The 13,632-nt window shown below is 70.8% G+C and carries 13 protein-coding genes and 1 pseudogene; 12 read left to right on the top strand and 2 right to left on the bottom strand.

Annotated features, from left to right (window positions below; translation table 11 throughout):
* Nucleotides 1–22 precede the first annotated feature (22 nt).
* From EV671_RS19415 to EV671_RS19385, 7 genes and pseudogenes are all read left to right on the top strand, one after another.
* Complete coding sequence (locus EV671_RS19415; RefSeq protein WP_132574800.1) at nucleotides 23–454, top strand: efflux RND transporter periplasmic adaptor subunit; 432 nt, start codon at nucleotides 23–25, stop codon at nucleotides 452–454.
* Complete coding sequence (locus EV671_RS19410; RefSeq protein ID WP_132574798.1) at nucleotides 455–1,231, top strand: efflux RND transporter periplasmic adaptor subunit; 777 nt, start codon at nucleotides 455–457, stop codon at nucleotides 1,229–1,231. It abuts the gene before it with no gap.
* A gap of 18 nt (nucleotides 1,232–1,249) precedes the next feature.
* Nucleotides 1,250–4,543 carry an efflux RND transporter permease subunit gene (locus EV671_RS19405; RefSeq protein WP_132574796.1) on the top strand — a complete coding sequence of 1,098 codons (3,294 nt, stop codon included), beginning with the start codon at nucleotides 1,250–1,252 and terminating at the stop codon, nucleotides 4,541–4,543.
* A gap of 1 nt (nucleotide 4,544) precedes the next feature.
* Nucleotides 4,545–5,933, top strand: a complete 1,389-nt coding sequence (locus tag EV671_RS19400; RefSeq protein WP_165917647.1) for an efflux transporter outer membrane subunit — start codon at nucleotides 4,545–4,547, stop codon at nucleotides 5,931–5,933.
* A 76-nt stretch (nucleotides 5,934–6,009) separates the two neighbouring features.
* Entirely contained in the window at nucleotides 6,010–7,077 is a 1,068-nt protein-coding gene (locus tag EV671_RS19395) for a sensor histidine kinase (RefSeq protein WP_132574792.1), read from the top strand.
* Nucleotides 7,065–7,757 (top strand): LytR/AlgR family response regulator transcription factor, encoded by a 693-nt coding sequence (locus EV671_RS19390; protein ID WP_132574790.1) that lies wholly within the window; start codon nucleotides 7,065–7,067, stop codon nucleotides 7,755–7,757. Before EV671_RS19395 ends, EV671_RS19390 begins: the two co-directional genes overlap by 13 nt.
* 60 nt (nucleotides 7,758–7,817) lie before the next feature.
* Nucleotides 7,818–8,891: pseudogene (locus EV671_RS19385) on the top strand (acyltransferase family protein); the annotation flags it as partial.
* A gap of 56 nt (nucleotides 8,892–8,947) precedes the next feature.
* On the opposite strand, the gene EV671_RS27990 reads toward EV671_RS19385, so the two are convergent.
* Nucleotides 8,948–9,463: a DUF7482 domain-containing protein gene (locus tag EV671_RS27990; protein ID WP_420893162.1), complete on the bottom strand. Its 516-nt coding sequence runs from the start codon at nucleotides 9,461–9,463 to the stop codon at nucleotides 8,948–8,950.
* Nucleotides 9,464–9,512: 49 nt separating this feature from the next.
* Here EV671_RS27990 and EV671_RS19380 point away from each other — a divergent pair, with 49 nt between their 5' ends.
* The 3 genes from EV671_RS19380 to EV671_RS19370 all read left to right on the top strand — a co-directional run bounded on the left by EV671_RS19380 (nucleotide 9,513) and on the right by EV671_RS19370 (nucleotide 11,700).
* Complete coding sequence (locus tag EV671_RS19380; protein ID WP_132574786.1) at nucleotides 9,513–10,157, top strand: MBL fold metallo-hydrolase; 645 nt, start codon at nucleotides 9,513–9,515, stop codon at nucleotides 10,155–10,157.
* Between the two features lie 117 nt (nucleotides 10,158–10,274).
* Nucleotides 10,275–10,952: a helix-turn-helix transcriptional regulator gene (locus EV671_RS26840; RefSeq protein ID WP_165917646.1), complete on the top strand. Its 678-nt coding sequence runs from the start codon at nucleotides 10,275–10,277 to the stop codon at nucleotides 10,950–10,952.
* 115 nt (nucleotides 10,953–11,067) lie between these two features.
* Entirely contained in the window at nucleotides 11,068–11,700 is a 633-nt protein-coding gene (locus EV671_RS19370; RefSeq protein WP_132574784.1) for a Crp/Fnr family transcriptional regulator, read from the top strand.
* Nucleotides 11,701–11,713: 13 nt separating this feature from the next.
* On the opposite strand, the gene EV671_RS19365 is transcribed toward EV671_RS19370, so the two are convergent.
* Nucleotides 11,714–12,658: a M48 family metallopeptidase gene (locus EV671_RS19365; RefSeq protein WP_132574782.1), complete on the bottom strand. Its 945-nt coding sequence runs from the start codon at nucleotides 12,656–12,658 to the stop codon at nucleotides 11,714–11,716.
* A gap of 39 nt (nucleotides 12,659–12,697) precedes the next feature.
* On the opposite strand from EV671_RS19365, the gene EV671_RS19360 reads away from it, so the two are divergent.
* Together EV671_RS19360 and EV671_RS19355 are read left to right on the top strand one after the other, a co-directional pair.
* On the top strand, nucleotides 12,698–13,174 hold the full coding sequence (locus EV671_RS19360) for a flavin reductase family protein (protein WP_243655808.1): 477 nt from the start codon (nucleotides 12,698–12,700) through the stop codon (nucleotides 13,172–13,174).
* A 10-nt stretch (nucleotides 13,175–13,184) separates the two neighbouring features.
* Nucleotides 13,185–13,628: an SRPBCC family protein gene (locus tag EV671_RS19355; protein WP_132574780.1), complete on the top strand. Its 444-nt coding sequence runs from the start codon at nucleotides 13,185–13,187 to the stop codon at nucleotides 13,626–13,628.
* Nucleotides 13,629–13,632 lie beyond the last annotated feature (4 nt).

Genomic DNA, 13,632 nt, shown 5'->3' with positions numbered 1-13,632 from the left:
CCGCTTGCATTCGGAGCCCTCCATGATCAACAAAAGCCTGGCGCTGAACCTGAGCCCCCTTCTCGCCGCCGTCCTGCTTGCCGCCTGTGGCCAGCAGCCGGGAGGTCCCGGCGGCCACGCCGGCGGGCCGCCGCCCGTGTCCGTCGCGCCCGCCACGCAGCGCGAGGTGCAGGAGTTCGACGAGTTCACCGCACGCCTGGAGGCGCCCGACACGGTGGACGTCCGCGCCCGGGTGGCCGGCACCGTCGAGGCGGTGCGCTTCAAGGAAGGCCAGCTCGTCAGGAAGGGCGAGCCGCTGTTCAGCATCGACGCCCGCGCCTTCAAGGCCGACGTGGCCCGCGCCGAGGCCCAGGTCGCAGCCGCCAAGACCCAGGCCGAACTCGCCAGGGCCGACCTTGCACGCGCCGAGAAGCTGGTCAGCGTGAATGCCGTCAGCCCGCAGGAGATCGACTAGCTGCGCGCGACGCTGCGCTCGGCCGAATCCAGCCAGAAAGCCGCCGAGGCGGCGCTGGTGCAGTCCCGGCTCAATGTCGAGTACGCCAACGTGACGGCCCCGGTCAGCGGCCGCACCTCGCGCGCCAACGTCACGCCCGGCAACCTCGTCGGCGTCGGCGACCCGGTGCTGACGACGCTGGTCTCCAGCGACAGGGTCTATGCCTATTTCGACGCCAGCGAGGCCACCTACCTGAAGTACATGCGTGCCGCCCGTGATGGCAAGCTCGTGTCGCGCGATGCGGTGGCCGTGCAGATGGGCCTGTCCAACGAGGAGGGCTACCCGCACACCGGCAAGCTCGACTTCGTCGACAACCGCCTGAACCCCGCCACCGCCTCCATCCGCGCGCGTGCGGTGTTCGACAACAAGGGCGGCCAGTTCACGCCGGGCCTGTACGCCCGCATCAAGCTCGGCGGCAGCGCCAGCTACCAGGGTGTCGTCGTGCCCGACCGCGCCGTCACCACCGACCAAACCCGCAAGATCGTCCTCGTCGTCGGCCCCAACAACATCGTGCAGCCGCGCCCGGTCACGCCGGGCGCGCTGGTCGACGGCATGCGTGTCGTGGAAGGCGTCAAGGCCGGCGAAATGGTCATCGTCGATGGCCTGCTGCGTGCCTTCCCCGGCGCGCCGGTCACGCCGCAGGTGCTCAAGGTCGATGACAAGGGCATGCCCTTCCCCGTGCCGCCGCAGGGCCCTCCGGGCGCGGCCCCGTCTCCGGCTTCTGCCGCCTCGAAGTAAGCAAAGGCGGCCCCTGCCATGGACATCTCACGCTTCTTCATCGACCGGCCGCGCTTCGCGACCGTGTTGTCCCTCTTCATCTTCCTGATCGGCGCGCTGGCCATCCCGCTGCTGCCGGTCTCGGAATATCCCGAGGTCGCGCCGCCCCAGGTCGTCGTGCGCGCCCAGTATCCCGGCGCCAACCCGCGCGTCATCTCCGAGACGGTGGCCACGCCGCTCGAGGAGCAGATCAACGGCCTCGAGAACGTGCTGTATTTCGACAGCCAGGCCACCGGCGACGGTGGCATGACGCTGACGGTCACGTTCAAGATCGGCACCCACCCCGAAGCCGCCGAGACCGCGGTGCAGAACCGCATCAACCGCGCGCTGCCCCGCCTGCCCGACATCGTGCGCCAGATCGGCGTGACGACGGAGAAGAGCAGCCCCAACCTGACGATGGTGGTCCACCTCGTCAGCCCGGACAACTCGCGCGACGCCCTCTACCTGCGCAACTACGGCAACCTCAACGTGCGCGACGAGCTGCTGCGCGTGCCCGGCATGGGCTCGGTGCTGATGTTCGGCGCCGGCGACTACGCGATGCGCATCTGGCTGGACCCGCAGAAGCTCGCCAGCCGCAGCATGACGGCCTCCGAGGTCGTCGGCGCCATCCGCGAGCAGAACACCCAGGTTGCGGCCGGCGTCATCGGCGCCGCACCATCGCCCAAGGGCACGGACTTCCAGCTCGCCATCAACGCGCAGGGCCGCCTCGCCAGCGAGGAGGAGTTCGGCAACATCATCGTCCGTAGCGACACCAAGACCGGCGCCATGGTGCGGGTCAAGGACGTCGGCCGCGTCGAGATCAGCGCCGGCACCTTCGCGCTGCGCAGCCTGCTGAACAACAAGGAGGCCGCCGCCATCGCCGTGTTCCAGGCGCCGGGCTCCAATGCGCTGGCGATCTCGAACAATGTGCGCGAGACGATGGAGAGGCTCAAGCCCAGCTTCCCCGCCGGTGTCGACTACAGCATCGTCTACGACCCGACCCGCTTCGTGCAGACCTCCATCGAGAAGGTCGTGCACACGCTGTTCGAGGCGGTCGGCCTGGTCGTGCTCGTCGTCATCATCTTCCTGCAGACCTGGCGCGCGTCCATCATCCCGCTGGTCGCCGTGCCGGTGTCCATCGTCGGCACCTTCGCCGTGCTGCTGCTGTTGGGCTTCTCGATCAACACGCTCACGCTGTTCGGCCTCGTGCTGGCCATCGGCATCGTCGTGGACGACGCCATCGTGGTCGTCGAGAACGTCGAGCGCAACATCCAGGATGGATTGACGCCGCACAACGCCACCGTGAAGGCCATGCAGGAGGTCTCCGGCCCCATCATCGCCATCGCGCTGGTGCTGTGCGCGGTGTTCATCCCACTGACGCTGGTGCCGGGCCTGTCGGGCCAGTTCTACAAGCAGTTCGCCGTCACCATCGCGATCTCGACGGTGATCTCGGCCTTCAACTCGCTGACGCTGTCGCCCGCGCTCGCGGCCATCCTGCTGCGCCCGCATGACGCGCCCAAGGACCGGCTGATGCAGGCCATGGACAAGGTCTTCGGCCGCTTCTTCCACTGGTTCAACTGCGTCTTCCAGCGCCGCTCGTCCGATTACGGCCGCGGCGTCACCGGCATCCTGAAACGCAAGTCGATGGCCGTCGGTGTCTACCTCGTGCTGCTTGCGGCCACCGGCTTCATGTTCACGCGCATCCCGAGCGGTTTCGTGCCCGCGCCCGACAAGCAGTACCTGATCGGCGTGGCCCAGCTGCCGGCCGGCGCCAGCCTGGATCGCACGGACGAGGTCATCCGCCGCATGAGCGACATCGCGCTGAAGGTGCCCGGCATCAAGGACTCGGTCGCCTTCCCGGGCCTGTCCAGCGCCGGCTTCTCGGCCGCGCCCAACGAGGGCATCGTCTTCTTCGGCCTGGACAGCTTCGACGAGCGCACCTCGCGCGACAAGAGCAAGGAAGCCATCCTCGGCAAGGTCAACGGGGCCATCCAGCAGATCCAGGGCGCGCGCATGTTCGTGCTGCCGCCGCCCCCGGTGGACGGGCTGGGCATCGCCGGCGGCTTCAAGATCCAGGTGCAGGACCGCAGCAGCCAGGGCGAGCAGGCCCTGTACGGCGCGGTCTGGGGTTCGCTCGGCCAGATCTACGGCAACCCGGGCACCAGCATCGGCACGCCCTATTCCAACTACGACATCAACGTGCCCCAGCTGTTCGCCAACGTGGACCGCGTGAAGGCCAAGCAGATGGGCGTGCCGCTCGGCTCCATCTACGACACGCTGCAGATCAACCTCGGCTCGCTCTACGTCAACGACTTCACCAAGTTCGGCAAGACCTACCAGGTCATCGTGCAGGCCGACGCGCCCTTCCGCGCCAAGGCCGAGGACATCACCCAGCTCAAGACCCGCAACGACGCCGGCCAGATGGTGCCGCTGGGTTCGCTGATGAGCGTGGAGCCCACCTTCGGCCCCACCCGTGTCACGCGCTACAACGGCTTCCCCAGCGCCGACATCAACGGCGCGCCCAAGCCCGGCTTCTCGTCGGGTCAGGCCGAGGGTGAGATCGAGCGCATCCTGAAGACCCTGCCGCGTGGTTTCGGCTACGAGTTCACCGACCTCAGCTACCAGGACCGCCTGACCCGCGACGTGACCGTCCCGGGGCTGGGCGTCAAGATCCCGACGCTGGCCGCCGTGCTGATGTTCTCCGTCGTGCTCGTCGTGCTGGTGCTGGCCGCGCAGTACGAGAGCTGGAGCCTGCCGCTGGCCATCATCCTGATCGTGCCGATGTGCATCCTGTCGGCGCTGTTCGGCGTCTGGCTGTCGCACTTCCCGCCCTTCATGCAGGCAGGGGACCTGAACATCTTCACGCAGGTGGCCCTGGTCGTGCTCGTCGGCCTGGCCTGCAAGAACGCCATCCTGATCGTCGAGTTCGCGAAGGAGCTGGAGGAGCACGGCAAGTCCATGTACGACGCCGTCATCGAGGCCTGCCGCCTGCGCCTGCGCCCCATCCTGATGACCTCCATCGCCTTCTGCGCCGGCGTCGTCCCGCTGATCCTGGGCAGCGGCGCCGGCAGCGAGATGCGCCGCGCGATGGGCATCGCCGTGTTCGCCGGCATGCTGGGCGTGACCTTCTTCGGCATCTTCCTGACGCCGGTCTTCTACAGCCTGTTGCGCAGTAGCACCGCGAAGCGCCGCGCCCGCGCTGCCGCGCTGCACGCCCAGATCGACGCCTCGGCCCATGCCTTCCACCCCGGCATCGATGACGCCGCCCCCACGACGAAGAACGAGGGCCACTGACATGCTCATCCGCCTGACCCCTCTCGCTGCCGCCGCGCTGCTGGCCGCCTGCGCCGGGCCTGCCTTGCCGCCCGGTCCCCAGAACCTCGCTCCCGAGAAGTTCGCCCAGACGCCCGCCGCCAACCCCGGTGCCGCGACGATGACCACCGCCTTCGTCGACAGCGCCCAGCTGCAGCGCATCGTCGACGAAGTGCTGGCCAACAACCGCGACCTGCGCGCCGCCGCGGCCCGCCTCAAGCAGGCCCAAGCGCTGGCCGACTCGGCCGGCGCCCAGCGCCTGCCCACCGTCGGTCTCGGCGCCAACGCCAGCCGCCAGCGCGCCGCCAACGACCTGGGCCAGTTCAACAACTTCAACAGCTACGGCGTCAATGCGACGGCGCGCTGGGAAGTCGACCTCTGGGGCCGCGCCTCCGCCACCGCCCAGGCGGCCGGTTATGACGCCGAGAGCGCCGCGCTCGACCGCGATGCCGCCCAGCTCAGCCTGGCCGGCACCGCGCTCAACCTGCAGACCCAGCTCATCGGCCTCGGCCAGCGCCTCAAACTCGCCAAGGAAGCCCTGGTCGTGCAGAACCAGCTGCTCGACCTCGTGAAGGCCCGTGTTGGCGCCGGCCGCGGCACAGCCGTCGACCAGGCCCGTGCCGAGGCGCTGGTGGCGCAGACCTCGGCCAGCGTGCCGGCGCTGCGCAACGCCGCCTGCCTGACGCGCCTGCAGCTCGACGTGCTGCGCGGTCAGGCGCCGGCCGACTGTGACAAGGCCGACAGCGACCCGCTGCCCGCCATGCCCGAGCCCCGCCTCGTCAGCCTCGGCACGCTGCCCGATCCGGCCGGCCTGCTCGCTGCCCGCCCGGACGTGAAGGCCGCGGCCGTGCGCGCCCAGGCCGCCGCTGCGCGTGCCCACGTCGCCTGGGCCGCGCGCTGGCCCAGCCTGGGCCTGACCGGCCAGATCGGCTGGAGCGCCGCCAGCACCAGCAACCTGTTCAAGAGCGCCACCGAGATCCACTCCATCGCCGGCGCGCTGAACTGGAACTTCCTCGACTTCGGCGCCCGCAAGGCCGAGGAGACGGCCGCCCGCGCCGGCTTCGACGCCGCCGTGGCCGCCGCCGAGCAGGCCCAGCTGATCGCGCTGCAGGACGCCCAGGGCAGCCTCTCCACGTTGCGCGAGACCGAACTGCAGGCCGCGGCCCAGGCCACCGCCGCCGAGGCGACGACGCGGGCCCGCGACCTGGCCCTGAAGCGCTACGAGGCCGGCGTGTCCGACTTCTACGCGCTGCTCAGCGCCGAGCAGGACCGGCTGACCGCGCAGGACGCGCTGGTGCAGGTGCAGACCGGCCGCGCCAGCGCGCTGCTGGCGGTGCACAAGGCCTTCGCGGCCAAGTTGACCGCGCAGTGAATCTGCTGGGGCCGGCCGTTGGCCCCGTGGGGTGAGCGGCGGCCCCGTGCCCGCTGACCGCGGCACACTCGCGGCCATGCCCCTCCTCGCGCGCCGCTGGCGCCTGCCCTACATCGCGCTGCTGGCCGTCGTCGGCCTGCTGCTGAGCACGTCGGCGCTGCAGGCCTATCGCCTCGGCGGCGGTACGCGGCCCTGGGAGCCCTTCCTGTGGGAGTTCAGTTCGGTCGCCGTCATCGGCCTGCTGGCGCTGGGCGTGCACGCTCTGGTGGGCGCGCTGCGCGGCCAGCCCTGGCCGCGGCAAATGGCAGTGCATGCGCTGGCGCTGCCCGCATTCAGCCTGCTGCATGTCGGCGGCATGTTCGGGCTGCGCTTGCTCGTCTACGGCCTCGTGGGCGTGGACTACCACCCCGACCCGCTGCCGACGCTGCTGGTCTACGAGGGCGGCAAGGACGCGGTCACCTACATCAGCTTCTGCCTGATCGCACGCGGCGTCTGGATGGCGCAGGCCGCGGCGGCGCGTGCGCAGGAGCTGGAGCGCGCCCGCCGCGAGCTGGCCGAACTGCAGCTCGCACGCCTGGCCGACCAGGTGCAGCCGCATTTCCTCTTCAACACGCTGAACCTGATCTCCTCGGTCATGTACGAGGACGTGGCCCGTGCCGACCGGCTGCTCTGCCAGCTCGCCGACCTGCTGCGCCAGACGCTGGCGGCGCAGCAGCGCGCCGAGCATTCGGTGCGCGAGGAGCTGGCCCTGGTGCAGCCCTTTCTCGAGCTGATGCAGGCCCGCTTCGGCCCCGAACGCCTGGTCGTGCACATCGAGGCGCAGGAGGGGGCGGGCGCCTGCCGGCTGCCGGCCCTGCTGCTGTTCGCGCCGGTGGAGAACGCGGTCAAGCACGACGTTGCGCGGCACCGCGGCCGCGTGACGGTCAGCGTCGTCGCGAGGCGAGCGGGCGGGCGCCTGCACCTGAGCGTCAGCAACCATGGCGATACGCCGGTGCCCGAATCGCCGCCCGATCCCGACGGCGGCCTCGGCCTGCGCAATCTGCACGAGCGGATCGAGGGCCGCTACGGCCATGCGGCCCGCATCGCGTTCGGCCCGGACGGCAGTGGCATGGCCCTGCACCTGGACCTGCCATGCGAGTCCTGATCGTCGACGACGAACCCGCCGCGCGCGCCAGGCTGCGCCGCCTGCTCGCGGCCGAGGCCGATGTGGCCGAGCTGCACGAAGCGCCCGACGCGCCCGCGGCGCTGGCCCTCGTGCATGCGCTGGCCGTGCCGCCCGACCTGGCCCTGCTCGACATCGAGATGCCCGGCGGTAACGGCGTGCAGCTGGCTGCGGCGCTGCGCGAGGCCGGCGTGCGTTGTGTGGTCTTCTCGACGGCCCACGCCGAGCATGCGCTGCAGGCCTTCGAGCTCGCGGCGCTGGACTATCTGCTCAAGCCCTACACGGCCGAACGCCTGGCCGCGGCGCTGGCCCGCGCGCGCGAGCTGATCGCGCGGCCCGCGGCGCCGCCCGGCGAGTGGTGGGTGGAGGGCGAACGCCTGCGGCTCGCTGACGTGCAGTGGATCTCGGCCGCCGACAACTACGTCGAGCTGCACCTGCCGCCGCGCAGCCTGCTGGAGCGCGCGACGCTGGCCGATGCGCTGCAGCGTCCCGGCTGGGCCGCGCGCTTCCTGCGCGTGCACCGCAGCCACGCGGTCAACCCGGCGCATGTGCGGCGCATCGAGCGCCTGCCCAGCGGCGAGGCCGTGCTGATGCTGGCCTGCGGCGCCACGCTGCGCGTGTCGCGCGGCCACCGCGCGGTGCTCGATCAACTCGCCCCCTGAGCCGCGCGCTTCGCCCCAGCCGGCTGGCGCGCGCCGGGAGGCAACGCGAAGCTGGCGGCCATGAACACCACCGCCACCCGCCTGCCCTTTCTCGATGGCCTGCGCACCGCCGCGTTCGCGCTGCTGATCCCCTATCACGTCGGCATGTACTACGTCAGCTGGGACTGGCATGTGAAGAGCCCGGCGGCCAGCGGCACGCTGGAGCCCTTCATGCTGCTGACCGCGCCCTGGCGGCTGGGGCTGCTCTTCCTGATCGCCGGCGCGGCCTGCCAGGGCCTGATGGCGCGGCGTGGCGCCTGGGGCGCGGTGAAGGACCGCTCGCTGCGCCTGCTGCTGCCGCTGCTGTTCGGCATGGCCGTCATCGTCACGCCGCAGGCCTATTTCGAGGTGCTGACCAAGGTGCCGGCCCAGCTGCCCGGCAATGGTGGCTACCTGGACTTCTGGTGGGCCTATCTGCACGGCGGCAGGTATTGCCGTGGCAGCGACTGCATGAGCGTGCCGACCTGGAACCACCTTTGGTTCCTGCCCTATCTGTGGCTGTACGCGCTGCTCGGCGTCGGGCTGGCCGCGCTGCTGCGCGGTCGCGTGCCCGCGCCGCGCCTGCCGGGCTGGAGCTGGCTGCTGCTGCCGGCCCTGCCGCTGGCGCTGGCACGGGCCCTGGTCTTCCCGCATCACCCGAGCACGCACGACCTCGTGCACGATCTCTACAACCACCTGCAATACGGCGGCCTGTTCGCGCTCGGCTGGGCCAGCCGCACACCGCTGGCCGCCGGCCTGTGGCCGGCCGCGCTGCGGTGGCGCTGGCTGGCACTGGCCGGTGCCCTGGGCGGCTGGGCGCTGCTGGTCGCCTACTTCGCCCGTTATGCCGATGTGACTCCCTTGCCATCCGTGCTCGCGGCGCAGCGCCTGCTGTGGGCCTGCATGAGCTGGTGGTCCATGCTGGCCGCCTGCGGCTGGGCGCAGCGGGCCTTCACCGTCGAGTCGCCGCGGCTGCGCGCGGCCAGTGCGGCGGTGTTCTGCTTCTATGTGCTGCACCAGACCGTCATCGTGCTGCTGACGCAGGCGCTGAAACCCCTCGGCCTGCCCTGGGGCCTGGAGGCGCTGGCGCTGATCGCGCTGACCTTCGCGGTCTGCGCCGCCGGCTATCGGCTGCTGCGCCGCGTGCCGGGCCTGGCCCTGCTGGTCGGCATTCAGCGCACGCCGCGCAGCGCCGGGCCTTCGGCGGGGCGGGTGATGGGGCAGTTGACGACGATGTCGGTCACCGCCAGCGCGAGTTCGCCAGCCTCGGCGGCCTCCAGCACGGCCTCTTCCGAGCGCAGCTCGCGCGCCGCGGCGCCGGGCTTCCAGGTCACCAGCACCAGCCGCCACAGCGGGCTGTAGTTCGGGTCCGGCCGCGGCGCGCCCTGGGCCGCGGGGCCGGACGGGAAGATGCTGATCTGGCTGCCGTCGGCGAACTTGTAGACGCGCTCGGTGACCGAGGCCCGGCCGCTGCCGATGGCGTCACGCAGCCGCGGCACATGGTTGACGCCGAGCCGGGCGGCCATGGCCGCATCGGAGATGTCCGTCGTCACATAGTCGACGCGCCGGCCGTCGACCCAGGCCTGCTGCCGCGGCAGCACGATCTCGTCGGGGCGCGGCGGCGCCTGGCCGCAGGCGGCCAGCGCCAGGCTCAGGGCCAGCAGGATGGGAAGGTGCGAAATCGTCATGGCTCGGGGTGGTCGTCCGGGTGCGGTTGTGCGGCGAACACAATGCCACATGCTCCAGTACCTGACCCTCCCCGTCACGCCCTTTCAGCAGAACTGCTCCCTCGTCTGGTGCGACGTCACGAAGGACGCCGCCGTCATCGATCCCGGCGGCGAGTTGCCGCGGCTGCTGGCGGCCGTGCGCGAGCGCGGCCTGAACCTGAAGGCGATCTGGCTGACGCATGCCCACATCGACCATGCCGGCGGCACCGGCCAGCTCGCCCGCGAGCAGGGCCTGCCCATCATCGGGCCGCACCCCGGCGACCAGTTCTGGATAGCCGGCCTGGCGCAGCAGAGCAAGATGTTCGGCTTCCCGCCGGCCGAGGGCTTCACGCCCGACCGCTGGCTGGAGGACGGCGACACGGTGCAGATCGGCCGGGAGACGCTGGCCGTGCGCCACTGCCCGGGCCACACGCCCGGCCACGTCGTCTTCCACTCGGCCTCGGCCCGGCGCGCCTTCGTCGGCGACGTGCTGTTCGCCGGCAGCATCGGCCGCACCGACTTCCCCGGCGGCAACCACCAGCAGCTGCTCGACGCGATCCGCGAGCGGCTCTGGCCCATGGGCGACGACACCGTGTTCATCCCCGGCCACGGCCCCGAAAGCAGCATCGGTCACGAGCGTCAACACAATCCCTATGTTGGCGGTTCCGGCGCCTGAGACACGCGCCGCCGTAATTCGTTCACAAACACGTCCCGCAACATTTACGACCAAGGTCAAACATGCTCTCCTACGCTTTGAGGATGGCTCGCAATCGGCGGGTCGAGGAGTGCTGCGATGTTTCTGTCCGAGTTTGTCCAGCCGGGCCAGGCACCCGGCCCCCGTCCTCGCGAGCGCCGTGCGGCGGCCTCGCTGTCCAGCCAGTGGCTGGGCCTGGTGCTCGAGGAGCTCGATCACGGCGTCGTGCTGCTCAACGGGGCAGCCCGGGTTCTGCACACCAACCTCGCGGCGCGCGCGTCGCTGCAGGAAAACCATCCGCTCGAGATGGTCGGCCAGCACCTGCGCGCGCGGCTGCTGACCGACGCGGTGCCGTTGGCGGAGGCGCTGGCGGGTGCCGAATCCGGCGGGCGGCGCTGCCTGCTGCGCCTGGGTGACGATCGCTCCGAATGCGGCCGCGCCAACGTCGTCGTCGTGCCGCTGAACCGCGACGTCAGCCAGGCCGCCGTGCTGCTGATCCTGGAGCGCCGCCAGCTCTGCGGCGACCTGGCCGCGCAGTGGTTCGCGCTGCGCTACCAGCTCACGCCGGCCGAGACCGAGGTGCTCAAGGCCCTGTCCAACGGCGTCAAGCCCACCGAGGTCGCGCAGCGCCAGGGCGTGGCCATCTCTACGGTGCGCAGCCAGATCCAGAGCATCCGCGCCAAGAGCGGGGCCGACAGCATCGGCGAGCTGATGCGCCAGCTGGCGCTGCTGCCGCCGCTGGTGTCGTCGCTGCGGCCGGCGAAGCTGGTGAACTGATCCTAATCAAGCGTTCGGGCGGAGCGCCGTCCCCCCGGGGCCGGTCAAGGCAATCCTTGGACGAGGGGCTAACATTCCGGCGCGCCGCGGGCCTCTTGCCCGCTGCACTGACCGGATGCCCGACGCCTCTTCCGACACCGAACTCCTGCTCCTGCCGCCCTCGCTGCGCCTGCTTGCCGCGCGCGGCATGGCGCGCAGCTACCGCAGGGGCGTCGTGCTGATCGAGGAAGGCTCGATCGGCGACAACCTCTATCTCATCCTTTCCGGATCGCTGCGTGCCTACAGCAGCGACGCGCGCGGCCGCGAGATTACCTACGGCGTCTATGGCCCCGGCGAATACGTCGGCGAGATGAGCCTGGACGGCGGGCCGCGCTCGGCCAGCGTCATCACCGAGGAAGCCAGCCGCCTCGTCATGGTCACACGGGCCAGCCTGCTGACCCACATCAGCGACCACCCGGAGTTCGCCTTCGAGCTGCTGACCAAGGTCATCCGCCGCGCGCGTGCCGCCACGCTGTCGACCAAGCAGCTGGCGCTGAACGACGTCTACGGCCGGCTGAAGAACCTCGTCGACGAAACCACCGGCGACGGCCGCCACCTGGCGCTGACCCACCAGGGCATGGCCCAGCGCCTGGGCTGCTCGCGCGAGATGGTGTCCAAGCTGGTCAAGGACCTGGAACTGGGCGGTTATCTGCGTCGGGTCACCGCCGGCGAGTACCAGCGCCTCAAGGCCCTGCCGGCCCGCTGGTGACCGGCCTGGAGGCTCAGTTGTCCGGCGCCTGCTGCGGCCGCGACCTGAGCGGCGGCGCCACCGGGAAGCGCTTGTCCGGCTTGGGCGCGCGCTCGTAGAGGCCGGCCACCTTGGGCAGGTTGGCCTGGATGTCGCGGATGCGCGTCTCGCTGGCCGGGTGGGTGGACAGCCATTGCGGCGGCGCGCCCTTGTTGGCGGCCATCATCTTTTCCCACAGCCGCACGGCGGCGGCCGGGTCGTAGCCGGCGCGCGCGGCCAGCTCGATGCCGACGAGGTCGGCCTCGGTCTCGTCCTCGCGGCTGAACCTCAGGCCCAGCAGCTGGCTGCCGGCGTTGAGCGCCGCGTTGCCGAGGTTGCCCAGGCCGAGCAGTGCGGACAGCACGCCCGCGCCCACCTGCGTCGCCGTCGACTTGCCCATGCGCTCGCGCGCATGCTCGCGCAGCGCGTGCGAGACCTCGTGGCCCATGATGGCGGCGACCTCGTCGTCTTCCAGCTTCAGCTTCTCGAGGATGCCGTAATAGAAGGCGATCTTGCCGCCCGGCATGCAGAAGGCATTCAGCTCGGGGCTGCCGAGCAGGTTGACCTCCCACTTCCACTGCCGCGCGCGCTCGTTCCACTCGTAGCTGAACGGGATGATGCGCTGCGCGATATAGCGCAGCCTCTGCAGCTGCGGGTGCTGCATCGGCGCCAGCGCACGCTGCTGGGCGGCCTGGCTCATCATCTGCGCGTACTGCTGGGTGCCGGAGCGCTCGATGTCCTCGGCCGAGATCAGGCCGACGAACTTGCTCTTGGGGCCGACGTCCACGCCTTCGCGCGCCCAGGCCGGCACGAAGGCCATGGCGCCACCTGCGCCGAGCAGGCCGGTGAACAGGCGGCGGTTCAGGCGCGGCGCGCAGCAGGCGCAGCCGGCGGGCGCATGGGGCAGGTCGAGGTCGGTCAGCGTGAAGTCGGCGTCCATGCCGGCATTGTGCTTCGCCGGACTGGCGACAATGCCGGCATGGACAGCCAGCAATTCCGCGCCGCCCTCGGCATGTTCGCGACCGGCGTGACCATCATCACCGTGCGCGCGGCGGACGGCGGCCTCGTCGGCCTCACCGCCAATTCCTTCAATTCCGTGTCGCTGGACCCGCCGCTGGTGCTGTGGAGCCTGGCGCGCCGCGCCGGCTCGCTGCCGGTGTTCGCGCGCGGCACCCACTATGCGATCAACATCCTGGCGGCTGACCAGAAGGAGCTGGCCCAGCGCTTCGCGATGCGCGACATCGACCGCTTTGCCGGCGTGGCCTGGCGCGAGGGCGCGGGCGGCGCGCCGGTGCTGGAAGGCGTCGTGGCCGCGTTCGAATGCGCCAACCGCAGTCAGTACGAAGAGGGCGACCACGTCATCTTCGTCGGCGAGGTGGAGCGCTGCATGGCCCGCGCCGGTGCGCAGCCGCTGATCTTCCACGGCGGCCGGTATTTCACCGAGCTTCCGCTGTAGGAGTCCTGTCATGACCCAGACCGTCACCCTGCATCGCGTGCTGCGCTGCCCGCCCGAGCGCGTCTACCGGGCCTTCACGACGCCCGCCGCGTTGGCCAAATGGTTGCCGCCGCATGGCTTCATGGGGACGGTCCATGAGATGGACGCGAGGTTGGGCGGCAGCTGGCGCATGTCCTTCACCAACCTCACGACCGGCGCCAGCCACAGCTTCGGCGGCCGCTACCTGGAGCTCGTGCCGGGCCGGAAGCTGCGCTACACGGCGGCCTTCGACGACCCCAATCTGCCCGGCGAGATGACGACGACGGTCGAGCTCAGGGCGGTGTTCTGCGGCACCGAGATGCACGTCAGGCAGGAGGGCATCCCGGCCGTGATCCCGGCCGAGGCCTGCTATATGGGTTGGCAGGAATCCCTGCAGCTGCTGGCCCAGCTGGCCGAGCCGGAAATCCGGCAGTAGGCCG

Origin of the sequence: Roseateles saccharophilus (genome assembly GCF_004342485.1) — a bacterium.
Taxonomy (GTDB): domain Bacteria; phylum Pseudomonadota; class Gammaproteobacteria; order Burkholderiales; family Burkholderiaceae_C; genus Pelomonas; species Pelomonas saccharophila.
Note: the sequence above shows the minus strand (reverse complement) of the source record. Positions and strands in the feature narration are given on the sequence as shown.

Coding starts and splice junctions, on each gene's coding strand:
- EV671_RS19355 (WP_132574780.1), top strand. CDS start 13,185: ATGACCCAGACCGTCACCCTGCATCGCGTGCTGCGCTGCCCGCCCGAG.
- EV671_RS27990 (WP_420893162.1), bottom strand. CDS start 9,463: ATGACGATTTCGCACCTTCCCATCCTGCTGGCCCTGAGCCTGGCGCTG.
- EV671_RS19360 (WP_243655808.1), top strand. CDS start 12,698: ATGGACAGCCAGCAATTCCGCGCCGCCCTCGGCATGTTCGCGACCGGC.
- EV671_RS19380 (WP_132574786.1), top strand. CDS start 9,513: ATGCTCCAGTACCTGACCCTCCCCGTCACGCCCTTTCAGCAGAACTGC.
- EV671_RS19370 (WP_132574784.1), top strand. CDS start 11,068: ATGCCCGACGCCTCTTCCGACACCGAACTCCTGCTCCTGCCGCCCTCG.
- EV671_RS19365 (WP_132574782.1), bottom strand. CDS start 12,658: ATGGACGCCGACTTCACGCTGACCGACCTCGACCTGCCCCATGCGCCC.
- EV671_RS19395 (WP_132574792.1), top strand. CDS start 6,010: ATGCCCCTCCTCGCGCGCCGCTGGCGCCTGCCCTACATCGCGCTGCTG.
- EV671_RS19390 (WP_132574790.1), top strand. CDS start 7,065: ATGCGAGTCCTGATCGTCGACGACGAACCCGCCGCGCGCGCCAGGCTG.
- EV671_RS26840 (WP_165917646.1), top strand. CDS start 10,275: ATGTTTCTGTCCGAGTTTGTCCAGCCGGGCCAGGCACCCGGCCCCCGT.
- EV671_RS19405 (WP_132574796.1), top strand. CDS start 1,250: ATGGACATCTCACGCTTCTTCATCGACCGGCCGCGCTTCGCGACCGTG.
- EV671_RS19400 (WP_165917647.1), top strand. CDS start 4,545: ATGCTCATCCGCCTGACCCCTCTCGCTGCCGCCGCGCTGCTGGCCGCC.
- EV671_RS19415 (WP_132574800.1), top strand. CDS start 23: ATGATCAACAAAAGCCTGGCGCTGAACCTGAGCCCCCTTCTCGCCGCC.